We start from the raw sequence: 26854 nt of genomic DNA, 5'->3' as shown, positions 1-26854 counted from the left end.
TACAAAAGATATTGGGATATTTTGTTTTTTGTTTAAAAGAGAAGACTTGTATTCCTTCAGATTAACATAGGTAGTGGTAAAATTGTAATTTTGTTCAATATTTAAAGGTATGGAGTTTTCATCAAAACTTTTAGAGAATGCTGTTTATGAAATGTCCCAGTTACCTGGTATTGGGAAAAGGACGGCACTTAGACTTGTACTACACCTTTTGAACCAACCCGAGGAAAGAACCAATTTGTTGTCCAATGCTTTGGTAAGCCTCAGAAATCAAATCAATTTTTGCAAAAACTGTCATAATATTTCGGATACGGAATTGTGTGAAATATGTTCCAGTGCCAAACGTGATGAGACCGTAGTCTGTGTTGTGGAAGATATAAGGGATGTAATGGCAATAGAAAATACATCGCAGTACCAAGGACTTTATCATGTATTGGGGGGTAAAATATCTCCAATGGAAGGAGTAGGGCCACAAAACCTGAACATAAGTTCGTTGATTACCAGAGTTAAGGAAAAGAATGTACAAGAACTTATTTTTGCACTGAGTCCAACCATGGAGGGTGATACCACAAACTTTTACATTTATAAACAATTGGAAGGTCTTGGTGTAACCACATCGACTATAGCACGAGGAATAGCGGTGGGCGATGAGCTGGAATATGCAGATGAGGTTACTCTGGGAAGAAGTATTTTGAACAGGGTACCGTTTGAAAGTTCGATAAAAGCAAGTTAACAACGTATTAAATAATGCATATAAATTAAGGATGCGTTGAATTCTTTGTTATTTTTGCAAAATACAAGTCGATATCACTACGTTAAATAAGAATATGTCAAAATTTGAATTGAAATTACCACAGATGGGAGAGAGTGTCGCAGAAGCAACGCTGACCACATGGTTAAAAGAAATTGGGGATACTATAGAGTTGGACGAAGCTATTTTTGAAATTGCGACGGACAAAGTTGACTCAGAAGTTCCCAGTGAGGTAGAGGGCATATTGCTTGAAAAACGTTTTGAAGTTGACGATGTCATTAAAGTTGGTGAGGTGGTTGCCGTTATACAAACAGATGGCGAAAATACAGACTCACCTGTATCTATCGATGAAGGGCAGGTTGAAGCGTCGGAACCAATTGAAGAACCAGTTGCAGCATTGGAGTATCAAATGCAATCAGCTAAAGAAACTGCTACCGCAACAGCACATGATTTTTCCGATTCGGAACGGTTTTATTCCCCTTTGGTAAAAAATATTGCAAAGGAAGAAGGTGTTTCAATGGAAGAGTTGGAATCCATTATAGGGACAGGTAAGGAAGGTAGAGTAACCAAAAACGATATAAAGGCATTTTTGGAGCATCGTTCCTCAAACGGAAGCGCAGTTACAAAAGTAGAACCAACAGTCACAGAAGTAGTCAAAGCTCCTCCTGTGCCAGAAATTTCAAAAGCACCATTGGAAAAACCCAAAACACCTGTATCAATGCCTGTAGGCGATGGTAATGAAATAATTCCATTGACCCGCATGGGAAAACTGATTGCGCAGCATATGGTGGATAGTATTGCCACATCTGCCCATGTTCAAAGTTTTGTTGAGGTAGATGTGACCAATGTGGTCAATTGGAGAAATAAGAACAAAAAAGCTTTTGAGGAAAGAGAAGGTGAAAAATTGACTTTCACACCAATTTTTATGGAAGCTGTGGCCACTGCTTTAAAAAAGTATCCAATGGTCAATATTTCCTTGGATGGCGATAAAGTGATTAAAAAGAAAAACATCAACCTAGGAATGGCGGCAGCACTTCCAGATGGGAATCTTATAGTGCCGGTTATAAAAAATGCTGATCAACTTAATTTGGTGGGCATGGCAAAAACGGTGAACGACCTTGCCAATAGAGCAAGAACCAATCAGCTAAAGCCAGATGAAATCAAAGATGGTACCTACACCGTTACCAATGTGGGTACTTTTGGCAGTGTGTTTGGAACACCAATTATCAACCAACCTCAGGTGGGTATTTTGGCTTTGGGAGCGATACGGAAAATTCCGGCTGTAATTGAGACCGACCAAGGAGAATATATAGGTATCCGAAGTAAAATGTTCCTTTCCCATAGCTATGATCATAGGGTTGTAAATGGCGCTTTGGGAGGTATGTTTGTAAAAACGGTAGCAGATTATCTTGAAGCTTGGGATATAAATAGGGAAATCTAGTCCAAAAAAGCACATTTATTTCTTTCACTATTGTTAATTTAGAGGTTTAATTCAATTCATCAATCAATGAGAATTATAATCTCTTTTTATGCAACATGTCTTTTATTTGTTAGTATGAGCATGACGGCACAAAACTCTTCTGACTATCAAAAAATGATTTTTGAAAAGGATGGGGATAGTCTCCCATATCGTATGCTATTGCCAAAAGACTATGATGCTTCGGAAAAATATCCATTAATAGTACTGTTGCACGGATCTGGAGAAAGAGGAAATGATAATAAAAGCCAGCTAGTGCATGGGTCTGGCCTGTTCCAAAAAGAAGAAGTAAGAAATAATTATCCAACAATTGTGGTATTTCCCCAATGTGCTGCAAATAGTTCGTGGTCCAAAGTAGATGTAAAAGGAGAAATGCCCAATAGGGAATTTGTTTTTTATGAGGACAGTGCCCCCACAAAAGATATGCTTTTGTTGGAAGGCTTGTTAAAAGATTTAAAAAGAAGGTACAAACTGGATAAACGTAAAATATACGTAGGAGGACTTTCTATGGGGGGAATGGGTACATTTGAACTTGTGAAAAGGAATCCAAAGATGTTCGCTGCGGCATTTCCCGTTTGTGGAGGTGCAAATCCGAAAATAAGCAAAAAACTAACTAAACCAGACTGGTGGGTTTTTCATGGCGATGCTGATGATGTTGTCCCGGAAAAGTATTCGGCCAATATGGTAAAAGCAATGAAGGATAAAGATATCAACGTTACCTATACTGTTTACCCCGGAGTCGGCCACAATAGTTGGGATAATGCCTTTGCAGAACCAGAATTGCTTTCTTGGCTATTTTCTAAATCACGTTAAAACTGTTTTATGGAACTAAAACTTACCAAACCAATATGTTTTTTCGATTTGGAAACTACTGGGACTAACGTAGCCAAAGATAGAATTGTTGAAATTTCTATTCTAAAGGTTTTTCCAAATGGAAATAAAGAAAGCAGGACATGGCTCGTTAACCCAGAAATGCCCATTCCCCCAGAAGTTGTTTTGGTACATGGTATTTCCGATGAAAAAGTTGCTGATGAACCAACGTTCAAGCAATTGTCCAAAGAAATCTACAAGATGATAAAGGACAGTGATTTGGCAGGTTTTAATTCTGATAGGTTCGATATTCCTTTACTGGCCGAAGAGATGTTAAGAGCGGATGTAGATTTTGATATGAAGAATATGGTTTCGGTTGACGTACAGACCATTTTTCATAAAATGGAAAAACGAACGTTAGGAGCGGCCTACAAATTCTATTGCGATAAAAACTTAGAAGATGCACATAGTGCAGAAGCAGATACCTTAGCTACTTATGAAGTGCTGTTGGCGCAGCTGGACAGGTATCCAGAACTAGAGAACAACATGAAAAAGCTTTCTGAGTTCACTACTCGTAAACAATCCTTGGACTTTGCAGGATTTATAGGCGTGAACAAGAAAAATGAACCTATCTTTTCCTTTGGGAAACATAAGGATAAAACCGTAGATGAAGTTATGGAAAAAGAACCTGGCTATTTTGGCTGGATTTTAAATGCTGATTTTCCACTGTATACCAAAAAGGTTCTCACACAAATAAAGCTGAGCAAGCTTAATAACAAGTTATCTTAAAAACAACCCCAATTATTATAACACTATGAAACTGATATGCATCGGCAGAAATTATGCTGCCCATATTGACGAATTAAAAAATGAACGTCCAGAAGAACCTGTCGTTTTTATAAAACCAGATTCCTCTATTCTGCCCATGGAGCAAGATTTCTATATTCCTGAATTTTCCAACGATATACATTATGAGGTAGAAGTTTTGGTTAAAATAAAGAAGGTAGGAAAACACATTGCAAAAGAGTTTGCGCACACCTATTATGATGAAGTTGGATTGGGAATAGATTTTACGGCAAGAGATCTTCAATCCAAGCTCAAGGCAAAAGGTTTGCCATGGGAAAAAGCAAAAGGTTTTGATGGAGCAGCAGTCATAGGTAAATGGATGTCTAAAGATAAGTATGAAAATACTGACAAATTAAGGTTTTCCTTGTTAAAAAATGGGGAAAATGTACAAATTGGTAATACATCGCTGATGCTGTGGAAGATAGATGAGTTAATTTCATATGTTTCTACCTATTTTATGCTTAAAAAAGGGGATATTCTGTTTACTGGTACACCAGCCGGGGTTGGTAAAGTAAGTCCAAATGATTACCTTTCTGGTACACTGGAAGGAGAAACGATGTTTGAAATTAATGTGAAATAATGATATACAACCTCGACAAAATAAATGAAATGGCAGAAGGCGATCAAGATTTTATAGTCTCTGTAATTTCTGTTTTTTTGGAAGAAGTCCCCACAGATTTAGAAGGTTTGGAAAAAGCTATTGAAAGCGAGGACTATGAAAACGTGTACAAGTTGGCCCATAAAATAAAACCGAACGTGGATTTATTGGGTATGGAACAAACACGAGCTACTGCACTTGAAATTGAAACCCTAGGAAAGAATGTTTCAAATATGCATGAAATCAAAGATAAATTTCCAATGCTTAAAAAGGATGTACATCAAGTAATTTCAGAACTTAAAAAAGACTTTGACTTATAAATGCAGGCAGAAATAATTACCATTGGGGATGAAATCCTCATTGGACAAATTGTAGACTCCAATTCTGCATTTATATCCAAAGAGTTAAATAAAATAGGGGTTTCGGTTTATCAAATAACATCAATTCAAGATAACCGAAACCATATTTTAGATGCCTTGGAAATAGCTCACGAGAGGTCTTCCGTGGTTATTATCACAGGTGGCTTGGGCCCTACTAAAGATGATGTCACCAAGTCAACGCTGTGTCAGTTCTTTGATGATGAGCTAGTTCTGGATAAAAAGGTCTTGGCCCATATTGAGATGCTATTCAAAAAATACATTCCCACGCCAATATCCGACCTAAATAGAAAACAGGCTTTGGTGCCTTCTAAGGCTGAGATATTACATAATGCGCATGGTACCGCCCCAGGACTTTGGATGAAGAAAGGAAAAACTGTTTTCGTTTCTTTGCCAGGAGTACCTTTTGAGATGAAGGGTCTTATGACAAGTGCTATTCTGCCAAAAATTATAAATGAATACGAACGTCCATATATTATCCATAAAACCATAATGACCTATGGTTTGGGTGAAAGTGCTATTGCAGAAAAAATAGAGGACTGGGAGGACAACTTGCCAGATGCTATAAAGCTGGCATATTTGCCCAACTTGGGCCGGGTAAGACTCCGACTTAGTACAAAAGGAACGGATAAGGAAAGTTTGGTGCTCGCACTTGAATCCGAAGTGAAAAAGCTTTATCCTTTGATTGGTGATATTATCTATGGAGAAGAAGAAGACGAGTCCATAGAAGTACAAGTTGGAAAACTGTTAACCCAAAAACAGCTGACATTGTCCACTGCAGAAAGTTTTACAGGTGGTAAAATAGCACAACAACTAACTTCTGTTCCGGGAGCATCAGCTTATTTTAAAGGAAGTATTGTAAGTTATGCAACGGAAGCTAAGGTTAAGACTCTGGGCGTATCCGAAGAGTTGGTAAAAAAATATTCTGTGGTCAGTGAAGAAGTGGCAATTGCAATGGCTGAAAATGTTAAACAACTATTGGAAACAGATTTCGCTATTGCAACAACGGGAAATGCAGGTCCTGCCAAGGGAGATTCAGATGAAGCAGTGGGAACGGTCTTTATTGGGATAAGTACTCCCGAGCGTACTTTTGCTAAAAAATTCGTCATGGGAAATCACAGAGAGCGTATCGTACAGAAGTCTGTAAACAAGGCATTTGAATTAGTACTAAAAGAAATTTTAAATTTCTAAAAAAGAATTTTGTGCGTCCCATTAAAATGCCATAAATTTGCAGCCTCAATAAAATCACTCAAAAGTTAGGGAGATGTCTAAGATTTGTGAAGTTACAGGAAAAAAGGTGATGTTTGGAAACAACGTATCCTTTTCCATAAATAAAACCAAGAGAAGATTCGATGTAAATATTTCTAAAAAGAAATTTTATATTCCCGAAGAAGACCGTTGGGTCACTTTGAACGTTTCCTCCAGAGGTTTAAAAATTATCAATAAGAAGGGAATCTCTGCTGTTTTAAAGGAAATGAACTCCAAAAAATAGTAAAGATTACATTTTAAGTACGATACAATGGCAAAGAAAGGAAATAGAATTCAAGTTATTTTAGAGTGTACAGAGCACAAAGAATCTGGAATGCCAGGAACTTCGCGTTACATTACTACGAAAAATAAGAAGAATACGCCAGATAGGATGGAAATCAAAAAATTCAATCCTATTCTAAAACGTATGACAGTTCATAAAGAAATTAAATAAGTATTGAACCATGGCAAAGAAAACGGTAGCAACACTACAGGGTAGTTCAAAAAGATTGACAAAGGCCATCAAAATGGTAAAATCCCCTAAAACTGGAGCATATACTTTTGTGGAGTCGGTAATGTCACCAGAATTAGTGAACGATTGGTTGAACAAAAAATAACCAACCCCTATCACGATATATTAAGCCGCTTTTTAAGCGGCTTTTTTTATTTTTGGACTTTTTCAAAAAGAACAATGATTTAAAAACTAAATTTAGGAGTTTTATTCTATGCTAAACTATTCGATAGCTTTAACAAAACTCCCCTTACTTTCCTATCTTTGACGCTTATGTTGATTGTATATGAGCCTATTTAAAAAGATTTTTTCTTCAGACAAAAAAGAAACCCTTGATAAGGGACTCGAAAAGTCAAAAACGAGTTTTTTTGGCAAATTGAGCAAAGCAGTAGCAGGTAAATCCAAAGTTGATGACGAGGTTTTGGATAACCTCGAAGAAATTTTGATTACTTCGGATGTTGGTGTTGATACTACCCTAAAGATTATAGAACGTATAGAAAAGCGGGTCTCTCAAGATAAATATTTAGGAACCGATGAGCTCAATACGATTCTTAGAGAGGAAATTGCGGGCCTACTTTCAGAAACGCATATTGGTGAAGATACCGAGTTTGTTGTCCCGACTGACAAAAGACCGTATGTGATTATGGTGGTTGGTGTAAATGGCGTGGGGAAGACCACGACTATTGGAAAGCTGGCCAACCAATTCAAAAACCAAGGATTAAAAGTGGTATTGGGAGCAGGGGATACCTTTAGAGCCGCGGCAATTGATCAGTTGGAAGTCTGGGCAAAACGTGTTGACGTACCCATAATTAAACAAAAAATGGGCAGTGACCCTGCATCCGTCGCTTTTGATACACTTAATTCAGCAGTGGCGGACAATGCAGACATCGTTTTAATCGATACTGCGGGTAGATTGCACAATAAAGTCAATCTAATGAATGAACTTTCTAAGGTGAAACGGGTGATGCAAAAAGTCGTTCCCAACGCTCCGCACGAAGTATTGCTGGTATTGGATGGTTCAACAGGGCAAAATGCTTTTGAACAGGCAAAACAGTTCACCAAGGCCACAGAAGTTAGTAGTTTGGCGGTAACCAAATTGGATGGCACGGCCAAAGGCGGGGTTGTAATCGGTATTTCAGACCAGTTTCAGATACCCGTAAAATATATTGGAGTAGGCGAGGGTATAGATGATTTACAGGTCTTCAATAAGTATGAGTTTGTCGATTCTTTTTTTAAAATCTAAGATGAAGAAGGTACTGATAAATTCTTTTTTTTTAGTAGTTATCGTTTCATCTTATTCACAAATAAAACACCCTAAAGCCAGCCCACTTGCTACAATAGAACAGGAAATCGGTCTTTCCAAAATCTCAGTGGAATATTCGCGTCCAGCAACTAGAGGGCGTAAAATTTTTGGTGGTTTGGTACCTTACGGCCGTATCTGGCGGGTAGGGGCCAATGCATCAACAAAAATTACCGTGGATACGGATATGAACATCTTGGGAAATGATTTGCCCAAAGGTACTTATGCATTGTATGCATTTCCGGAAGAAGAAAATTGGCAGATAGCATTTCATGCCAATACAGAACATTGGGGAGATGGTCGTAAAAACTACAATCCAGAAGAAGACTTATTTCGTGTTACGGTAAAACCTCAGAAAAACCGGGAATACCAAGAGAATTTTTTAATTGTCTTTGATTCCATTACCCATAGTACTATTCAGATGGGGTTAATTTGGGCAAATACCAAAGTAATCATACCCTTTACTGTAGATACCCACGCACAGATGGAAATGGAAATAGCGAGACAGCTTTCAGAAAATCCTACGGCACAAACATACTACGAAGCTGCGCGCTATCTACAAGAGCAAAAAATAGAATATCCTCGTGCTTTGCAGTATTTGAAACAAGCTTTGAAATTAGGTGGTGATACCTATTATTTTCACAGAGTAAAAAGTTTGGTAGAAGCTGCACTTGGTGACTATGAAGATGCAATAACATCTGCGCAAAAATCCTTAGCTTTAGCTCAAAAGCAGGACAAGGACGAGTTTGTTCGTATGAACCAAAAGAACATCAATACATGGAAAACCTTACTTCAAGATCACGACGATTAACTTATATACTCTTTGTTACTGGCTTTATTTTATTTGTCGGTTGCAAACAACAGGCTAAAGAATCCAAGGAAAAAGAAGTGATTGTATTGTGGCAATCCTATAATGATTCAGCAGAAGTTGCTGCCAATGCTGAGCATGAAAAGGAGCGAATGCGATACAAGTTTATACAATCTAAAGTATTGGATAAAAACGATGTCTTTTTACCACTTTATGAAGAAGTTTCCGCTTTTGATTCTGCTACATACGAATCTTTAAAACCTTTGATTTTAGAGCAGAATATCCCTTCGATTCAGCAACATATCTCAGAAGGTAAATTTACCTATGAGCAATTGGTGCTTTTTTACTTGCACCGTATTTATAAATATGAGTTGGATAATAGTACGACCTTAAATACTGTGATTGCATTAAACCCTAATGTGCTTGAAGAAGCTCGGAATTTAGATGCAGACTCAAAAGGACACCATAACATCTATGGAATGCCCATTTTATTGAAAGATAATATCGGTGCTCAAAATATGAAAACCACGGCTGGCGCCATTGCCTTGATGGAAAACCGAACAGATGACTCATTTATCGTAAAGCGTCTTAAGGAAAAAGGTGCATTGATTTTGGGTAAGGTGAATCTAAGTGAATGGGCTAATTTTATTTGTGGTGTTTGCCCCAATGGACAAAGTGCGGTGGGTGGACAAACCCTTAATCCTTATGGTAGAATGGTTTTTGATACTGGTGGTTCCAGTGCTGGAAGTGGAACTTCAATTGCTTCAAATTATGCCGTAGCGGCTGTGGGTACAGAAACTTCGGGTTCTATTCTCTCGCCTTCCAGTCAAAATTCTGTTGTTGGGATGAAACCTACCATTGGACTTTTGAGCCGGACCGGGATAGTTCCGATTTCCAGCACTTTGGACACTCCCGGACCCATGACCAAGAGTGTCATCGATAATGGTATTCTTTTGGATGCTATGCGAGGTTATGATGAAGAAGACAGCAAGTCTGTACAAACGGATTGGGATGAAAAATGGTATACAACAGAAACTCCATTGCTCAAAGGAAAACGCTTTGGAGCGATTAAAAACTACATCGAAACAGATTCCATTTATAGAATTACAATGGAAAAGTTAAAGGCTGCTGGTGCCACCATTATTGAATTTGAACCCATGGAAGTAGCGTTTGATGGGTTTCTTTCGATTTTAAATATCGATATGAAAAATGACCTTCCTGTTTATCTAAAAACCCAGGTGAAAGATAAAGATGCGGTAAAGATTGAAAACGTTGCAGATGCCGTGGCATTCAATCTGCAGGATTCATTAATAAGGATTCCCTATGGACAAGCTCGTTTTGATGGTATTTTAGCTGACTCAACATCTACGGATGGGCTAAAGGAAATTAAAGATAGATTGAAGGCCGCTGGTCGGAAGTATTTGAATGGTCCTATGGACAAACACCAATTGGATGCCGTGCTTTCCATCAATAATTACGATGCAGGGATTGCAGCAGCAGCGGAATATCCCGCACTTACCGTTCCTATGGGATATAAGGAATCTGGAGAACCGATTAGTCTGACCTTTATTGCTAAACAGTATCAAGAAGGTAAACTATATGAATTGGGCGCAGCTTTTGAAAGCTTGACCAAGGTGCGGAAAATTCCAGAAGGTTATATGGATTGACTTTTGTGTTGGAGTATGAAACCAGTGTTTGCAGTAAGATGGTTTTTTAATTTTTTTACTGACCACTGACCACTGACCACTGACCACTGACCACTGACCACTGACCACTGACCACTGACCACCGACCACTAAACGCTAAGTCAATATAGTCTCTTGGCTATCAATAATCTAGTTTATGTAGGTATTTAGCTTTTCCCAAAGCTCATTATCAAAACTGGAAGGTCCGAGCACATCTCCTCCAGCATCTTCACCCATTCGTAAAATAACTAAACCTTTGCTTGGAACAATGTAGAGTTTTTGGTCATCTTTTCCCAAACCTGTATACATATCGCTAGGTGCATTGGGAATAAGTTCACCTTGAAATTCTGTTTGTACCACTGGAGCTCGGTAGCTTTGTTTCCCGTTCAACCACCAAAGATAGCCATAGGATTTATTCAAATTTTGGGAGGTATTCTTCATATCGGTTCTGTAATCCGCATCTCCAAGAATGGTTTCGTTGTTCCAAGTACCATTGTTTAGATTTAATAAACCAAAACGAGCCATACTTCTAGCTGTGCTAAAAAATACATTGTTGGTGTCATTGGTAGGGAGCCAAAATCCATCCATCCCAATTTTATCCCTTAGTTTTTCATTGAAATACGCTTTCCATTCCTCTTCCGCAGCATTGGCAACAACGCTTTGCAACAAGGTGTAAGGTCCATTGTGATAAGCCCATCTTTTTCCGGCATCTTCAATATAGGTAAGACAACCTGGAGTTACACAATCAAATTCCGTATCGTCCAGACCACTGGTCATGGTCAATTGATGCCAAATGGTGATTCTGTTTTCATCTTCTAAAGAAAGACTCGTCCAGCCTTCGCCCAAATAATCCGAAGTTCTGTTATCAATATCCAAAAGCCCTTCTTCTTGGGCGATTCCTACTGTGAAAGCAGTAAGCGTTTTACCTACCGATGCCCAATACCAGCTGGTATTTTGGGTGTGGTCGCCAAAGTACTTTTCTATCACAATTCGACCATCCTTTAAGATGATAAAGGCTTTGGTCTTGTTTTCTTCCAAAAAATCAAGGACATCCTGTTCAGAATCGCTGTTCCAACCTAAAGTTGTGGCAGAAACGGTTTCCCATTCCACGGATTTTTCAGGGGGGAAGTAGACATTTTCAATATCACGCTCATCTACTTGCCCGTCACCGTTGCCAGAAGAATCGGAACAATTCCAAAGTAAAAAAGAGGTAAGAAGGGATATAAGTAATGATTTTTTCATGATTTGGGATTTTTGATTTAGACCATGCATTCTTATATAGGTTTAACGTTGGTTCTTGAAAAATATGCACCTAAATCGATGTAATGCCTTGTCTTGTTGTATTTTTGCACTCCATTTTACAACGGTATGCGGACAAAATCCTTAAAAAAGAATAAAATCAACGTCGTAACGCTAGGATGTAGCAAAAATATCTACGATTCTGAAGTCCTCATGGGACAATTGCGTGCCAATAATAAAGAAGTAGTCCATGAGGAGGAAGGGAACGTTGTTGTTATCAATACCTGTGGGTTTATTGCAAATGCCAAGGAGGAAAGCGTAAATACCATTTTGGAGTATGTCCAAAAAAAAGAGGAAGGTAATGTAGATAAGGTGTTTGTGACCGGTTGTTTGAGCGAACGGTATAAGCCCGATCTGGAAAAAGAGATTCCAAATGTGGATGAGTATTTTGGAACCAGCGATCTTCCGAATTTATTGAAGGCACTTGGAGCTGACTATAAACACGAGTTGATAGGGGAGCGATTAACAACCACGCCCAAAAACTATGCATATCTAAAAATTGCCGAAGGGTGCGATAGACCCTGTTCTTTTTGCGCTATTCCATTAATGCGTGGAAAACATAAAAGCAAACCGATTGAAGCATTGGTATCTGAAGCAGAAAAATTAGCGGCAAAAGGAGTTAAGGAACTTATTTTAATAGCGCAGGATTTAACGTATTATGGTCTGGACCTATACAAAAAGCGAAATCTGGCAACATTGCTTCAAGCGTTGGTACAAGTAGATGGTATTGAATGGATTCGACTGCACTATGCCTTTCCAACGGGTTTTCCTATGGATGTCTTGGATGTAATGAAAAAAGAGCCCAAGGTTTGTAACTATATCGATATTCCGCTTCAACACATTGCTGACCCTATCTTAAAAAGTATGCGCAGGGGAACTACCAAGGCAAAAACGACAAAGCTTTTACAGGATCTTAGAAATGCCGTTCCCGAAATGACGATACGAACAACGCTTATCGTGGGATATCCTGGAGAGACCGAAGAAGATTTTCAGACTTTAAAAAACTGGGTAAAGGATATGCGTTTTGAACGATTGGGATGCTTCACCTATAGCCATGAGGAAAATACCCATGCATATTCCTTGGAAGATGATGTGCCAGAGGAAGTAAAACAGCAACGTGCCAATGAGATTATGGAGATTCAATCACAGATTTCTTGGGAGCTTAACCAAGAAAAGATCAGTAAAGACTTTCGTTGTTTAATTGACCGTAAAGAAGGAAACTATTTTGTGGGCAGGACCGAGTTTGATTCGCCGGATGTTGATAATGAGGTTTTAATCGATGCGACCCAGCATTACGTTAAGATAGGGGATTTTGTAAATGTCAAAATTACCGAAGCTGCGGACTTTGACCTTTATGCGGTTCCTGTCACCTCATAGCTATCTTGTATTGACAATTGTCATAGTTTTTAAAACCAGTTCATTGTAGTTTTAGATTCACCGAATTTCCGAATCAAAAAACCTAACACAATGATCGATAGTAATAAGGACAGAAATGTCAACATTAGTATTGTGCTCCTTCGGGTTTTTATTGGCTGGCACTTTCTGTACGAAGGAGTTATTAAACTGTTTAATCCCGAATGGACTTCCTTTGGCTATCTAGCTTCTGCCCAAGGACCTTTAAAACCCTTTTTTTTCTTGCTCATCAATCCATCTATAATAGGTTGGGTGGATGTTTTGAACATGGCCGCTCTTATAATAGTAGGGGTTACATTCACTTTAGGGATTTTTGAGAAAAAAGGAGCGATTGTAGCAATAGGTCTTTTAGCCTTGTACTATTTGGCCCACCCACCTTTTCCGTGGCTAGACCAATTAAATACCGAAGGTAACTATTGGTTCGTTAACAAAAATCTTATCGAACTGATTGCATGTATTCTGATATACAACTTTCCTACAGGTCATTATTTTGGCCTTAACTATTTTATCAAAAAAAACCTATAAAAACGTAAAGCTATGAAGTGGTCAAGAAGAGATTTACTAAAAGGATTGGGTGGGCTTCCCATTTTAGGGGCGGTTTGGTGGGCCGGTGCGGCCAATACGGTTTATAATAGAAGGGGAAGGACAGAGATATTGCAACAGCTTGACATAACTCCTTCTTTACCACCTATGGTGCCTAATATTGGCGGAGAACCCATCAAAGTTGGTATCATTGGTTTTGGGATTAGGGGAGAACAACTGTGTAGGTCTTTAGGGTTTGCTACAAAAGAATGGATGGAAGAAATGAAGATCGAAGCTGAAATTGACCCAAAAAATAAAGCTCTGGAAGATTTTTTAAATCAAGATAAACTCAATGTAAAGTTGGTAGGAGTGTGCGATGTTTTTGATGTTAATGCAGAACGTGCGATAAATTCTTTTTCTACATCGGAGCATAAAGTAAAACGATATGACAACTATCAGGAGATGATTCATAGCGGAGAGGTAGAAGCAGTCGTCATTGCTACACCTGATCATTGGCATGCTCCCATGTCCATTGAAGCGTTGAACAACAACATTCATGTTTATGTTGAAAAACCGATGACACATACCGTTGATGAAACCTATTCTTTAAGAACGGCTGCAGAGCAATCCAAAGCAATTTTTGCAGTGGGGCATCAGCACAGGCAAACACTTAGTTTTAAAACGGCAAAGGATATAGTAGAGAAAGGAACTTTGGGCCATATCTCTCTAATACAGACCAATACCAATAGAAATGATGATAATGGTGCATGGAACTATGATATCCACTCTAAAGCAAATCCCGATACTATAGATTGGGAACAATTTTTGGGATCTGCACCAAAAATTCCTTTCAATAAAAACCATTTTTTTAGATGGCGTAAGTGGTGGGCCTATGGGTCTGGCCTTTCAGGGGATTTATTGACCCATGATTATGACAGACTCAACTGTGTGCTCAACATGGGCATCCCACATTCGGTATCTGCATCAGGAGGAATATATACCCATAATGATGGACGCGATGTTCCCGATGTACTACAGGTAAATATGGAATTCCCCGAATTCAGTACTGGAAGTAGTCAAGCTCAGGGAAAAGAAAAGGGAATGACGTTTTGTTATAGTGCTACTTTAGGAAATGCATTTAGTAGACCCACAATTTTGATGGGGCATGATGCAACCATGGAATTGGGCAATACCCTTACCGTTTGGCCGGATATGGCATCAACGCGTTATGCCGAGATGTTGGAGGCTGAAAAGATGCTGCCCCACATACCCATTTACCAATATAATCCTGGGGCCAACGTGCCTGATGCAATATCCTCAGCTACCTCGCAATACTTTGCGGACAAAGGGCTTATGTGGACTTATATCAATGGCGAAAGAGTCGATTCTACATTTTTGCATATGCGCGAATGGTTAAGTGCCATCAAAAACGGTGGAAATGTAAGTTGTGGAATCAAAGAAGGTTTTGAAGAGGCGATAGCCGCTCATATGGCCGGCATATCATGGAAACTAGGTAGAAAAATAGAATGGGATACCGATATGGAAGTTATCAAGCCCATAGCTGGAGTCAATTTTGATGAAGTACTACTTTCGAATGGGAAATCCGAAATATTTCCAGTTGCTACGGAACAATTGTAAGTTGATTCATTGATTAGAGCAAAACGTATGATACCAGTTGTTCTACCGTAGGATGGTCATTACCACCTGCAGGTTCAATGGTGATATTTAAGGATTCAGCTCTATCAATGTATTTTAGGGTAACCAATTCTTCGTCTGTTGGAACAATCCCCATATTGATCATTTCACCATCTACATCACTCCACATTTGATAGGTTTTATTGGCAGGGAGCTTAGGCAGTCCCTGGGGATTTACTACAACCAATTTAGTTGTATGGTTTACGTAGGCAACTGCTTTGGAATTGGGGGCAATATCATTACCATAAAGTATAAGGGGAATAACATTTGGGTTATTGATCGTTTCTAAACGATTTGAGGTAAGAAGATAACTTTGCTCCAAGTTATCCAATCGGTTTTGTAAGTCCGCTGTTGTAATTTGTAATGATTCTAGGTTTTTCTCGGTATTTTGCCATTTTGTATATAGCCAAACAGTACTGAGCATAAAAACCAATGCCAAACTTGCTGCTACTAACAAAGGCATCCGATTGGTTTTTTTCGCTAAAGGTGTTTCTAATCTTTTTTGTAACTCATATTTTACCTGAAATGGAGGGGTAACCGCATTTTCAAAACCCATTTTCTCAAAGTCATCTTGCATCTGCAAAAAATGTTGTTTTAGCTCAATGTCTTTTTGTAGGGCACTTTCCACCATTAAAGCATCTTCTTCGGAAAGTTCTCCAATCAAATATTGCTCTAAAAGTCCTTCGTCCAATATTTTATCTTTTTCCATCATGCTATCATTTCAAAAATAAAATAAACCCATACTAATTGTTTGGTGTAGGTTTTTCGTAATTGTTTCAATGCCTGTTTAATATAGGATTTAAAGGTTCCTAAGGGTACGCCCATTTCTTCATGTGCTTCTTGATGGGTATATCCTTTAAAATAGACCAAATCTATTGCCGTCTGATGGTGGGGCTCCAACGTATTTATTGAACCGTTCAATTGTATATAGTCGGGTTCGGGTTCGGCAGATGTTTTATTGGTATATACACTTAAATCCTCGTTTTGGATGAGGTTGTCCGTTTTTCTTAATGCATTAAGTGCTGTATTTCTTGCGATTCGGTAGGCCCAAGTATAAAATTTTCCTTTTTCCGGGTCATAGCTACTACTATTTTTCCAAATTTTTACGAAAGTTTCCTGTAATACATCCTGTGCAAGCGTTTCGTTCCTGCAAATGCGCAAAACAACGCCATATAATGCGCCGCTATAGTTGTCGTACAACAAGTAGAGTGCATTTTTATCTCCGTTGGATAAGTTTAAAATGAGTTTTTGATCGCTATGGGGCTTTTTCATCAATGTTAAAGATATGATAAAAAACTACTGGGTTCATCCATAAAAGAAAACTGTGTGTATATGAAAATGTAAAGCGCGCCAAAAATTAATATTAAAACTTAAATCTAAAAAACAAAAAAATGAAAAAATTAATTTTTATCCTTTCAACATTTGCATTGATTTTGTTCGTGCAGCAAACTAAAGCCCAGGAATCTAAAGATATTGTGGATATTGCTGTATCTGTAGATGATTTTTCAACTTTGGTCACTGCACTTAAGGCTGCAGATTTGGTTGGAGCTCTTAAAGGTGACGGACCTTTTACCGTGTTTGCTCCAGTAAATTCTGGATTTGCGAAGATTGATTCCAAAACGCTGAACTCACTATTGGAACCCGAGAACAAGGAAAAACTGTCCTCCATTTTAACGTATCACGTAGTATCTGGTAAAATAGCTGCTGCAGATGTCGTTGCCGCCTTGGATAAAGGAAACGGGAAAGCTGAGCTTACCACGTTAAACGGTGGGAAAATCACTGCTATGAAAAAAGATGGTGGAATTTATCTAATGGATGCTGGCGGAAACTACAGTAAAATAACTAAGACGGATGTGATGGCTTCCAATGGTGTGATTCACATCATTGAAGATGTTGTAATGCCCAATTAAGTTTACTTGTTTTATCGGTTGAAAGCACTGCCTTGGCGGTGCTTTTTTCGTTACTTGGCGTAATGGCCAAGAATACGGGAATCTTATGATTCTAAAGAAACCGAAGATAAATCGTCCATAAGGTTGAACAGTTCTTTCTGTGTTCTTTCAGAGATATTTAAGTGATTCTCTCCAAAAATTGACATTGTTTGAATTATAGTGGTTTCTATAGCACTGTTCGAGAACATTAAATCGGCAATATTTTTCATTCCCCATTCTGGGAAACGTCTATGGACCAAATCCTGTTTTTCTATTAAGGCCAAAAGCTCATGTCTTTCATCATGCGCTATTTTATCTACCATTTGATTGATTATGTGCTCTTCTCCTTCCATGTATTGTAAAAAACGTTTGTTTTCATAATACAGGTAGCCTGTAATATCTTTTTTTTGATTATTACCGGTAGAGGTTATTGAGAGTAGCTCCAATTCTTCGTTGGTAAATGATTTTAGGGCTTTGCTGATATATAGGACGCACTTCATAGCACTTAGGTTTGTAAGTTAATAACTACAAATATTGGAAATTATTATTTGGAAATATGAATTTTATGTATCAAGTCAATACCATAAAGACATCTTATTTTTCTCAATGTCTTTAACTAGATTTAAATAGCATCTATGCACCATTTATGCTATCCCTTCTGCATCATCTTTAAGGTAAATCCACCTAATAGTAAAACTACAAGAACCATAATGCCCCATAACCACCATTCATTTTCAAATAATGGTTCTACCTGTGGTTTTTCGGTTTTTGGAATTAATTGTTGGGGTCCGAAACTAAGTTTAGATAGGTTTTCAGGGATATTACTTTTTGTTAAAGTGATATCGTATATAGGTTTTTTTGCATTGGAGTTTCCGTAGACTAGAAAATAGTCGGCAGGTTCGGTAAAACGGGTAACAAGTTCATGAGCATATCCTTTGGCTTCGATAGTTCCAATTTTTAAGGGTTGATTGTCATGATTCTGAATTTCTACCCGTAAGCTTTTTACCAATGTACTAGGAAACTTAAATTCATTTTTTTCTATAGAGGTTAGAATTCCTGAGGTAAGGTTTCTGTAATAATACTTCCAGCCTTTTTCGGTCTCTACACTATCCGTAACATATTTAATGGTTATTGGGCGATAGTAATCAAAGGTGTCTTTCACGTTGATTTTTAGAAAACTCAGTGGAACACGTTGTTTTAGATAAATATCGATATAGGTTTCTTTTTCTACAGGAACTGTCCTAAACCCTTTCATTCGATAGTTCGTATAGGTAGCCTTGACCGTATTGTCCATTGCGATACTGGCTGAATCCAAAATAGGTTTTTCATCAGTTTGTATAAAAACACGGTAATATGAATATTTTGAATTGGGGAAATCCAGTTCAGTAAAGCTATAATTGGTCTGCGAGTTTTTAATGGAAAGGATACGATAATCTTCCAAAATGGTGAACCAATCGTTTTGGTTTTGGCTTCCTTCCAGAATCAGTTTTGCATCAAAGTTTTCATTATTGATGTTCAGCTTTATGTGATTGATGACTTCTGTAGTAGGAACTTCGAAAGTGAAGTAATAACCGTTACCATCCTTAGTGGTGTTCAGTAATTTGAAGTCAACATTTTTTTTAACGCTTTCTCCCTTCAAAGCTTTGAGAATGTAAGGTGCTTCAAGGGTATCAGTAGCAGTTATACCATAGACACGGATATCAAACATGTCCTGTTTTACTTTATCAAAAACTGGATAAGGTAACGTGATTGTATGCCATTGGTCCGTTATTTCTTCTAACGCCATTTTAGCATCGTACTTTTGTAATTGTCCAAAAATCGAATTACAAAAAAGAATCAATAAAAGACCGTAAAATTTATTTCTCGTCCTCATCTGTGATAATATGTTTGTATTTGTTGTATAGAAAAGAGATAATGAGCAATAGTACACCAAGAGATACGAATACTATGGTTTTGGAAATGGTATTGAGCGATGCGATATCGTAGAAGAAAAGTTTTAAGAGCGTTATGCCAAAAAGAACTATTGCCACAATGCGCAAGTATTTTTTCTTTTTCCAGATACCAAGTACTATTAATAATAGCGAATACAGTCCCCAAAGAATACTCAACCCTAGCTTATAAGATTGGTCGGAACCATAGATGTCCATCCAATTGAGCAACTCACTGCTCGCAATCCAAAGTATAGAAGTATGAACAAGAATTTCGAATGGAATCTTGAAATTTATACCCATAAAGGGTTTTCTGATCATTTTATTGACGGTTATCAACAAAACCGTAAAAAAGGCGATTGCAACATACCTGATCCAAATAGCATATGAAGTTATATCATAATACTCCGCTAAAGTTTGATCCAGATAACTTTCCCTTAGCTCGCTTAGTAGATACAGCCCACCGGTCAAAAAAGAAAAACCAACCAAAATGGATAGGATGAGCGTTATGATGCCCAGAACTTTATTTTTCAGCTTTTGAATATTTACAACTGCTAAAACACTTAGGAACAGAAGCGAATAATTAAAAATCCAGACTGAACTTAGTTTGCGTAAACTATAATTGAACTGATCGTAGTTCATACTTTCTTCAAGTATTTCGATTTTTGAACCTTTGTATAACTGTTCCCAATAATAGACGATTTCCCAATAGAACGAGAAGTACAAAGTGATAATGAGAAGCGTAGGAATTCCTATCGACATTATTATGGATACAACAGTTTTCTTTTTAATTTGATACTTGTGATTTAACCAATTGATAAAACCAAAGGATAACGAGGTTATTATAGATGTTAAAAAAGTTATGTTCAATACTGATTTAAAAACTACTTTTTCTTCCCCAAACCAGCTATCAAAATAACTTAGTGTCCAATCTTGCGTAAGACTAAAAAATCCTAAAATCATCAATGGGTATGACAAATGTTCGTAGACAGGTACATTTTTAGTGCGACCTATCCAAAACAATAGCGAAGCTTCCAACATCCATAAAAGTGTAACCCAGTTGCCATCCAGTTGTACCGGTATGGCAATGGTAATAAAAGTTAGCACTAGTCCAGATACGAGATAGAACAAATTCCGGTCTACCATTTTTTTCTTGAATATCAATACACAAACCCCAAAATGAACCAATGCATTGCATAAAGTGAAAACACCCAAAAGTTGTGCTCCCGTATCATTTTGTGCCAGTAATCCACAGCCGAAACCATAAAATATGAAGGAGTTGAACAAGAGCATGATAACATCGGATGCTTTAAATTTTTCTGAGCGAATTAATTTATAAGCAAGAAAAGTAGCATAGAAAATAGTGAAGAATACACTCGCCACTATCAATGCTAATGCAAACTGGTTTTCTTTTTCATATGAAGCAATAATCCAAAAAAGATAGATGAGCCACGAAAAGGAAAAGGCAGAGTAGTATAGCGGCTTCCAATATTTTTTGAAAGCTATAATCACAATTCCAATATTAATGATGACCATGTACCCGAAAAGTACAGATGCACTACCGGAACCATCACCTAATAAGAATGGCACAGCATAAGCGCCTACAAGCCCAATATGGGCAATCACCTGCTTATTGTAATTAAGCGCTGCAACCACACCAAATGCCGTAAAAACTAACATTAGAACAAAAGCTAAAGTCTGGGGAAAGAGTGCATAAAAATCATAAGCTGTAAACGTTATAAAGTAGAGTACTGCTAAAGCACCACTGACCAGAACAGCGCTATAGTTTTCATACTTTGATTTCAGCTTAATACCAAAGCCAATCAATCCCAAACCAACAAGATACCCAAGTACGATTCGAGTAAGTGGGCTGATCAAATTATTTTCAATGGAATACTTGGCACCTATAATAACCCCTATGACCGTAATAAGTATACCAATTTTGTTAATAAGGTTTTCACCAATAAACTTTTCCAAATTGGATTTTCCCTTTTTAGGCCGTACTGTTTTGGGTTGTGTTATTTGCTGAGGTGCAGATTCTTTTTCAACTAAGTCTGTATTTTCCTTAGTGATTGGTTCAGCTTGTTCGGTAGGTTGCTCTATTTGTTGAGCGGTTTTTTCAGGTATATTGACAGTGTCTTTTTCAATAACACTCTCAACTTGGACATTCTTAAGGGTCTGAATATCTTTTCGCAGTTCGTTTATTTCTATATCGAAGTCCTGCTGTTTTTTTAACATTAGCTCCAGCCTTTCTAGAAGCTTGTCAATTTGTTCTTGGTTTTCGGCCATATTTGGTTAATTAAGTTGGTTTCCGCCATCTTTGTTGGTTAATAAAAACGGTTGTAACCTTAATTTGTTGGAAAGATAGTGGGGTTTTTATTATCAAAACACCCCCGTTTTAGGGGTATTTGTTTAAAAACTACCTTTTTCGTTCTAATTCTACAGCATAGATTTGCCGTCCTAATTCAGCCAAAAATGGTATTCCAATTTCATCGTATTCGTATACGTTATCGTTAAAAACACCATCTTTGTTTACTAAGATTGTTGCTGTAATCATAAAATCAATGTTGTTCTTTACATCTTTGATATAGGCACAATCTGTTAGGGTTCCGTAGGCATACCCAACCTTGTTGTAAATTTTTATATAGTCTGGAATTGACTCCTCAGAATCACCAAACATAAGAAATTTAACATAACTGTCATAATACTCTTCCGTGTCGTACCCTAGATTTTTTGGTAGTGTATGCATAGCTTTTAGTAGCAGTTCGTGCTGAGTTTTGCTAATAGTAAAACGTTGTTCCTCTGGGAAATGCTGAGGAAAAATAATGCGTTTTAGCAAAGCATGTTGGGCTTCGATAGGATAGTAATTTTTTAAGGAGAAATCAAAAGCACCCATATGCAATGAATCTTCACTGTAAAATCCAGTTCCTTTTTCAATTTTATAAAGTTCTAACGGTTTTGGAGCAGTGTTGATGATGCGTTTACTCGTTGTGGTGGTAGAATCGTTCAAATAGGTCACCAAGGGTTTCGTTGTGACATCATCTGCATTTGATGTGGATAGGCGGTGTGCTATTCGAATTGGTTCTACCCCTTTGGATCCAATACGCTCATTTAATGCATTTTGGCCCAAAAACTCTATCAAGCGGTTGTTTGCCGCGTTATCGGAAACAGCAAAAATTTGTGAAATAGCTTCTGCAAAAGTCGTTTCTGTGGAATCTCCCTCAATATAGAATCGGGTAGAGACGGAAAGAGAGTCTATCTCGTTGATTTTTTCCAAAGCGGCTACTGCTGCAGGAAACTTAACGGTACTTGCAGGGTAGAAATACTGTTTCTTATCGACCTGAAAGTCAAAATCTGTAAAGAGAACACTATCGTTCCTTCTATCTATTTGGGTATAGCGTATCTGGACTTCATACTGATCTATGCTGTCCATTACTTTTTTTATCAGCACGCTATCGGTGGACAGTACTTTTTCTAAGGGGTCTTGTTGGGGTTTATCAGAACAAGAAAACCCGGCTAAAGCTATAATCAGCAATATGGGCACAACGTATTTTTTTGACATGTCGCTTGGTTTAGTTGCTTTCAAGGTAAATCTCTCCCCGATGTGGTTTTAAGGCATCACGAACCTTTTTCATCTCATCCTCTTCCACCACCAGATAAGCTATGCTATGCATTTCGTTAAACTGTTGGTGACCTGTAATGTCTAGTTTTAGTTTTTCTAGGGCTACGAATTCATTTAAATGTTTTTCATGATGTTCCGCAATTTTCAGTGCACTGGGACCACGAAAATCCCAAATCAGTTTTATTTTTCTATCTAAAGCTTTTTCCATTTCGATCAGGAATCAAGTACCGATATATTGTTTTCCGCGAACGCCTTAAAATCTTCCATGTATTGTTTGGATTGCTTTTTAAAAGCTCCGGGCATCAACAAACCTATCAATTTCATACCAAAACCAGAAAAAATAAATTCATTTTCCGATATCCATTTGGTTTTTCCACCTATTTCGCTAAAGTAATTCTTCTGTATGTTTTGCACACCTTTGGTATCGTACATGGAATGGAGTTCTTCAGGAAGATTGTTCTTGATGATGGTCTCTACCATTTTAAACCCCCGTTTCCCCATTTTGTAATCCATACTCATTTGGGCCCCTTCTTCCCCGGGATTTTTTGAAAGATGTTCATAACTGATCAAGTCTCTTTGCCAATGTTTCATATCTTCCGGATTGTTCAATTTTTCCAAGAACGCCTTACGATTTAAATTGACCGTTATTTCAGAAGTATACTTCATCTTGGAAGGTTTTTCACTAATGTAAGAAATTATATGAATAGCCCTGCCTACTAAAAATCTGTTAATGAGAACAAAACCTTCTTGTGGGACTTTAAGTTATTGTTATTTTTGCGGAATGCTTTTTCTACGGAGAAATAAGATTGCTTGCCTTTTTGTTATAGGACTATTGTTCTTATCATCATGTAATTCACTTTTTAAGGACAAGGAAGAAAAAGAACCTTTGGCTAGAGTTGGGGATGCTTTCTTATATGGAGAAGATATCGCTTCTTTGATCAATGATGACATGTCCAAACAAGATAGTGCCCTGTTTGTAAGCAACTACATTAACAATTGGGCCTCAAAACAATTGTTGTTGTCAAAATCCAAGATTAACCTTCCTGAAGAAAAATTGAGCGAATTTGACCGCCTTGTAGATGACTACAGGGCAGATTTATACACTAGGGCATACATAGAGGCACTGGTATTGCAAGCTCAAGATACTGCTGTGACAACCGAACAGTTAAGGCAGTACTACGAAAAAGAAAAAGAAAACTTTAAGCTTAGCGAACGACTGGTGCAACTTAGATTTGTGGGATTGCCAACCCAGTTTTTGCACAAAGACGATGTAATCAAAAGCATGAAGGATTGGCAACAGAAGGACAAACGTTATTTGGATTCTGTAGCCGTACAGTTCAAAAAAATCCATTTTAACGATTCCATTTGGGTAAGTGCATCTAGGGTTATAGAGGAAATACCACCGTTAACTTCGCTCAACGAAGAGGACTATTTAAAAAAATCACAATTTTTTGAATTACAGGATTCCTTAGAAGTATATTTGGGAAGTGTGAAAGATGTATTGGAAATCAACGATACTGCTCCTTTTGAATACATTTCACCAGATATAAGACAATTGATAATTAATAGAAGAAGATTGGATTACGTTCGGAAGCTAGAAACGGAAATCCTTGATGAAGCAATACAGAAAAACGAATTCGAAGTTTATGAAAAAGATGAAAAATAAAGTGTTGGCCCTGCTATTTTTTGCGGTATGCGGACTTTTGAGCGCACAAGAAGAAACTGCAGATGAAGCGGTAATGGTGAAAACAGATAGTACCACCAACACCAAAAAAATAAAATTAGATGGTATTGCCGCGGTTATTGGCGATTATGTTATTCTTGATTCTGATATCGAAAAAACACTCATCGATTTAAAAAGTCAAGGTGCGTCCACACAGGATATCACAAAATGTAGCTTGCTGGGAAAATTAATGGAGGATCGTCTTTATGCCCATCAGGCGGTACAAGACAGTTTACTTGTTTCCGATGATCAAGTGAATGCGCAGAGCGATAGACAAATCCAACAGCTGGTTGCTCAAGTGGGTTCCATGGCAAAAGTTTTGAAGTTTTACAACAAAACCGACATCGAAAGTTTTAGAGCGGAGCTTTTTGAAATCAATAAACTTCGGATGCTTTCGGAAAAAATGCAAGGGAAGATTGTAGAGGAAATAGAAGTAACCCCAGAAGAAGTACGACAGTTTTTCAAAAAGATTCCAGATGATCAAAGGCCAGTTTTTGGAGCTGAATTAGAGATTGCGCAAATCGTGAAACAGCCTGAGGCCCCCGAAGCAGAGAAACAAAAGGTAATTGATAGGTTAAATCAGATTAAACAAGACGTTGAGGACAACGACGCAAGTTTTAATGTAAAGGCAATCCTCTATTCCCAAGATCCTGGATCAAAATCCAAAGGCGGTTTTTATAGCATGACAAGGGAAACCCCATTTGTCAAAGAGTTCAAGGACGTTGCGTTCAGCTTGCAAGAAGGCGAGATTTCAGAACCTTTCGAAACGGCTTTTGGCTATCATATTATTTATATTGAAAAAATCAGAGGACAAGAGTTGGATTTACGTCATATTCTTATAATTCCCGAGATTCCTCAAGCAACCATAGATAAAGCGGTAAAAGAACTAGATACCATTAGGCAACAGGTCATTGACGGAAAATATACTTTTGCGGAAGCTGCATTAAATTTTTCGGATGAAAAAGAGACCAAGTTTGATGGTGGTTTGCTGCGTAACCCTATCAACTTTGATTCCCGTTTTGAACTTACCAAAATGGATCCCGAGCTTTACAATCAGGTCCGTAATTTAAAAGACGAAGAAATTTCAAGGCCCATACGCGAAAACGACCAAAGGGGAGGCCCGCCAAAGTTTAAGATCATGAAAATCTCCAATCGCTTTGATGAGCACGAAGCTGATTTTGCAAAAGATTATCTGAAAATTCAAGAGTTGGCCCTAAGAGAAAAACAGTTTGAAGCGATCAAAGAGTGGATGGGAGATCATATAGAAGATACTTATATTCATGTAAACGATGGAAACAGAGACTGTGATTTTGCAAACAATTGGGTAAAGGAGTAGATGCATGTCGGACGTTATAGCAGTTGAAAACCTTGTTAAAAAACATCAAGCCTTAAAAAATGAGATTGCCAAGATTATAATAGGCCAAGAGTATGTAATCGAGCAAATCTTATTATCCATATACACAGGAGGGCATTCGCTTTTAATAGGTGTTCCCGGTTTGGCCAAGACGTTAATGGTCAATACAATTGCCCAAACCTTGGGATTGGATTTCAAAAGGATACAATTTACTCCAGATTTAATGCCTAGTGATATTTTAGGAAGTGAAGTCCTTGACCAAAACAGAAACTTTAAATTCATTAAAGGTCCTGTATTTGGCAATATTATTTTGGCCGATGAAATCAATAGAACCCCTCCAAAAACCCAAGCGGCACTTTTGGAAGCAATGCAGGAGAGAGCCGTAACAATCGCAGGTCAACAATATAAATTGGATATGCCCTATTTTGTATTGGCCACACAAAACCCAATTGAACAAGAGGGTACCTATCCATTGCCGGAAGCGCAATTGGACCGTTTTATGTTTGCAATAGAACTAAAATATCCTTCAATCGAAGAAGAGATAGATGTTGTAAAATCCACTACGACCGATGAAACCGCAAACATCAACACCTTGTTCAATGCTGAAGAGATTATTGCAGTTCAGCATTTAGTACGAAGGATTCCGGTACCGGACAATGTTATCGATTATGCTGTGCGATTGGTAAACAAGACAAGACCCGGATTGGATGGGGCATCAGAGTTCGTCAATACCTATATAGATTGGGGAGCGGGACCAAGAGCTTCGCAAAACTTAATTCTTGGCGCAAAGGCAAATGCCGCTGTACATGGAAAGTTTTCACCAGATATTGAGGACGTAAAAGCTGTCGCCATGGGTATATTACGTCACAGAATCCTAAAAAATTATAAGGCAGAAGCGGAAGGCATTTCTGAAGAAAATATTATTTCAGAATTGTTATAAATTAAAAACTTCCCCTGCATAT

Annotated in this window: 29 protein-coding genes; 20 read left to right on the top strand and 9 right to left on the bottom strand. The window is 37.9% G+C overall.

What is annotated here, in order from left to right:
* The first annotated feature begins 109 nt into the window (after positions 1-109).
* The 13 genes from recR to KIM67_RS09640 all read left to right on the top strand — a co-directional run bounded on the left by recR (position 110) and on the right by KIM67_RS09640 (position 10390).
* Positions 110-730, top strand: a complete 621-nt coding sequence (recR, locus tag KIM67_RS09700) for a recombination mediator RecR (RefSeq protein WP_213831127.1) — start codon at positions 110-112, stop codon at positions 728-730.
* A gap of 94 nt (positions 731-824) precedes the next feature.
* Positions 825-2189 (top strand): dihydrolipoamide acetyltransferase family protein, encoded by a 1365-nt coding sequence (locus tag KIM67_RS09695; protein ID WP_213831126.1) that lies wholly within the window; start codon positions 825-827, stop codon positions 2187-2189.
* Positions 2190-2255: 66 nt separating this feature from the next.
* Positions 2256-3038 (top strand): prolyl oligopeptidase family serine peptidase, encoded by a 783-nt coding sequence (locus KIM67_RS09690; RefSeq protein ID WP_213831125.1) that lies wholly within the window; start codon positions 2256-2258, stop codon positions 3036-3038.
* A 9-nt stretch (positions 3039-3047) separates the two neighbouring features.
* Positions 3048-3824 (top strand): 3'-5' exonuclease, encoded by a 777-nt coding sequence (locus KIM67_RS09685; protein WP_213831124.1) that lies wholly within the window; start codon positions 3048-3050, stop codon positions 3822-3824.
* A 25-nt stretch (positions 3825-3849) separates the two neighbouring features.
* Positions 3850-4461, top strand: a complete 612-nt coding sequence (locus KIM67_RS09680; RefSeq protein WP_213831123.1) for a fumarylacetoacetate hydrolase family protein — start codon at positions 3850-3852, stop codon at positions 4459-4461.
* On the top strand, positions 4461-4799 hold the full coding sequence (locus tag KIM67_RS09675) for an Hpt domain-containing protein (protein ID WP_213831122.1): 339 nt from the start codon (positions 4461-4463) through the stop codon (positions 4797-4799). The genes KIM67_RS09680 and KIM67_RS09675 overlap by 1 nt, the downstream gene beginning before the upstream one ends.
* Entirely contained in the window at positions 4800-6047 is a 1248-nt protein-coding gene (locus tag KIM67_RS09670) for a competence/damage-inducible protein A (protein WP_213831121.1), read from the top strand.
* A gap of 73 nt (positions 6048-6120) precedes the next feature.
* Positions 6121-6348: a 50S ribosomal protein L28 gene (gene rpmB / locus KIM67_RS09665; protein ID WP_163419616.1), complete on the top strand. Its 228-nt coding sequence runs from the start codon at positions 6121-6123 to the stop codon at positions 6346-6348.
* 27 nt (positions 6349-6375) lie between these two features.
* Positions 6376-6558 carry a 50S ribosomal protein L33 gene (gene rpmG, locus KIM67_RS09660; RefSeq protein WP_031444791.1) on the top strand — a complete coding sequence of 61 codons (183 nt, stop codon included), beginning with the start codon at positions 6376-6378 and terminating at the stop codon, positions 6556-6558.
* 10 nt (positions 6559-6568) lie between these two features.
* Positions 6569-6721: a DUF4295 domain-containing protein gene (locus tag KIM67_RS09655; RefSeq protein ID WP_097047502.1), complete on the top strand. Its 153-nt coding sequence runs from the start codon at positions 6569-6571 to the stop codon at positions 6719-6721.
* Between the two features lie 180 nt (positions 6722-6901).
* A complete protein-coding gene (ftsY, locus tag KIM67_RS09650; RefSeq protein ID WP_213831120.1) occupies positions 6902-7858 on the top strand; it encodes a signal recognition particle-docking protein FtsY in 957 nt (318 codons plus the stop codon).
* A 1-nt stretch (position 7859) separates the two neighbouring features.
* Positions 7860-8726, top strand: a complete 867-nt coding sequence (locus KIM67_RS09645; RefSeq protein ID WP_213831119.1) for a DUF2911 domain-containing protein — start codon at positions 7860-7862, stop codon at positions 8724-8726.
* The gene (locus KIM67_RS09640; RefSeq protein WP_213831118.1) at positions 8693-10390 is read left to right on the top strand and encodes an amidase family protein; all 1698 of its coding nucleotides are present in this window, start codon (positions 8693-8695) and stop codon (positions 10388-10390) included. The genes KIM67_RS09645 and KIM67_RS09640 overlap by 34 nt, the downstream gene beginning before the upstream one ends.
* A 168-nt stretch (positions 10391-10558) precedes the next feature.
* Here the strand turns inward: KIM67_RS09640 and KIM67_RS09635 are convergent, their stop codons facing one another.
* Complete coding sequence (locus tag KIM67_RS09635; protein WP_213831117.1) at positions 10559-11650, bottom strand: serine hydrolase; 1092 nt, start codon at positions 11648-11650, stop codon at positions 10559-10561.
* A 126-nt stretch (positions 11651-11776) separates the two neighbouring features.
* Here KIM67_RS09635 and rimO point away from each other — a divergent pair, with 126 nt between their 5' ends.
* The 3 genes from rimO to KIM67_RS09620 all read left to right on the top strand — a co-directional run bounded on the left by rimO (position 11777) and on the right by KIM67_RS09620 (position 15280).
* Positions 11777-13084, top strand: coding sequence for a 30S ribosomal protein S12 methylthiotransferase RimO (gene rimO / locus KIM67_RS09630; RefSeq protein ID WP_213831116.1), 1308 nt, complete (start codon positions 11777-11779; stop codon positions 13082-13084).
* A gap of 90 nt (positions 13085-13174) precedes the next feature.
* Positions 13175-13645: a DoxX family membrane protein gene (locus tag KIM67_RS09625; protein ID WP_213831115.1), complete on the top strand. Its 471-nt coding sequence runs from the start codon at positions 13175-13177 to the stop codon at positions 13643-13645.
* A gap of 12 nt (positions 13646-13657) precedes the next feature.
* A complete protein-coding gene (locus KIM67_RS09620; protein ID WP_213831114.1) occupies positions 13658-15280 on the top strand; it encodes a Gfo/Idh/MocA family protein in 1623 nt (540 codons plus the stop codon).
* Between the two features lie 13 nt (positions 15281-15293).
* Here KIM67_RS09620 and KIM67_RS09615 read toward each other — a convergent pair whose 3' ends face one another.
* Together KIM67_RS09615 and KIM67_RS09610 are read right to left on the bottom strand one after the other, a co-directional pair.
* Complete coding sequence (locus tag KIM67_RS09615) at positions 15294-16049, bottom strand: anti-sigma factor domain-containing protein (RefSeq protein ID WP_213831113.1); 756 nt, start codon at positions 16047-16049, stop codon at positions 15294-15296.
* Positions 16046-16609, bottom strand: a complete 564-nt coding sequence (locus KIM67_RS09610) for an RNA polymerase sigma factor (RefSeq protein WP_213831112.1) — start codon at positions 16607-16609, stop codon at positions 16046-16048. The genes KIM67_RS09615 and KIM67_RS09610 overlap by 4 nt, the downstream gene beginning before the upstream one ends.
* A gap of 119 nt (positions 16610-16728) precedes the next feature.
* Here KIM67_RS09610 and KIM67_RS09605 point away from each other — a divergent pair, with 119 nt between their 5' ends.
* Positions 16729-17247: a fasciclin domain-containing protein gene (locus KIM67_RS09605; protein ID WP_213831111.1), complete on the top strand. Its 519-nt coding sequence runs from the start codon at positions 16729-16731 to the stop codon at positions 17245-17247.
* 83 nt (positions 17248-17330) lie between these two features.
* On the opposite strand, the gene KIM67_RS09600 is transcribed toward KIM67_RS09605, so the two are convergent.
* The 6 genes from KIM67_RS09600 to KIM67_RS09575 all read right to left on the bottom strand — a co-directional run bounded on the left by KIM67_RS09600 (position 17331) and on the right by KIM67_RS09575 (position 23481).
* Positions 17331-17765, bottom strand: a complete 435-nt coding sequence (locus tag KIM67_RS09600) for a BLUF domain-containing protein (RefSeq protein ID WP_213831110.1) — start codon at positions 17763-17765, stop codon at positions 17331-17333.
* 149 nt (positions 17766-17914) lie between these two features.
* Positions 17915-19138, bottom strand: a complete 1224-nt coding sequence (locus tag KIM67_RS09595) for a DUF3999 family protein (protein WP_213831109.1) — start codon at positions 19136-19138, stop codon at positions 17915-17917.
* Positions 19122-21482, bottom strand: coding sequence for a DUF2339 domain-containing protein (locus KIM67_RS09590; protein WP_213831108.1), 2361 nt, complete (start codon positions 21480-21482; stop codon positions 19122-19124). Before KIM67_RS09590 ends, KIM67_RS09595 begins: the two co-directional genes overlap by 17 nt.
* A 130-nt stretch (positions 21483-21612) precedes the next feature.
* Positions 21613-22755, bottom strand: a complete 1143-nt coding sequence (locus KIM67_RS09585) for a serine hydrolase (protein ID WP_213831107.1) — start codon at positions 22753-22755, stop codon at positions 21613-21615.
* A gap of 10 nt (positions 22756-22765) precedes the next feature.
* Positions 22766-23023 (bottom strand): hypothetical protein, encoded by a 258-nt coding sequence (locus tag KIM67_RS09580; protein ID WP_213831106.1) that lies wholly within the window; start codon positions 23021-23023, stop codon positions 22766-22768.
* Between the two features lie 5 nt (positions 23024-23028).
* The gene (locus tag KIM67_RS09575; RefSeq protein ID WP_213831105.1) at positions 23029-23481 is read right to left on the bottom strand and encodes an SRPBCC family protein; all 453 of its coding nucleotides are present in this window, start codon (positions 23479-23481) and stop codon (positions 23029-23031) included.
* A gap of 64 nt (positions 23482-23545) precedes the next feature.
* Here KIM67_RS09575 and KIM67_RS09570 point away from each other — a divergent pair, with 64 nt between their 5' ends.
* Genes KIM67_RS09570 through KIM67_RS09560 form a run of 3 tightly spaced genes read left to right on the top strand, consistent with a single transcriptional unit; the run spans position 23546 to position 26832 of the window.
* Positions 23546-24481 (top strand): peptidyl-prolyl cis-trans isomerase, encoded by a 936-nt coding sequence (locus KIM67_RS09570; RefSeq protein ID WP_250149221.1) that lies wholly within the window; start codon positions 23546-23548, stop codon positions 24479-24481.
* A complete protein-coding gene (locus KIM67_RS09565) occupies positions 24462-25874 on the top strand; it encodes a peptidylprolyl isomerase (RefSeq protein ID WP_213831104.1) in 1413 nt (470 codons plus the stop codon). The genes KIM67_RS09570 and KIM67_RS09565 overlap by 20 nt, the downstream gene beginning before the upstream one ends.
* Positions 25875-25878: 4 nt before the next feature.
* Positions 25879-26832 carry a MoxR family ATPase gene (locus KIM67_RS09560; protein WP_213831103.1) on the top strand — a complete coding sequence of 318 codons (954 nt, stop codon included), beginning with the start codon at positions 25879-25881 and terminating at the stop codon, positions 26830-26832.
* The last annotated feature ends 22 nt before the right edge of the window (positions 26833-26854 follow it).

This window comes from Flagellimonas sp. 389 (assembly GCF_018449435.1).
Taxonomy (GTDB): domain Bacteria; phylum Bacteroidota; class Bacteroidia; order Flavobacteriales; family Flavobacteriaceae; genus Flagellimonas.
This window is presented reverse-complemented; position numbering and strand designations above follow the sequence as displayed.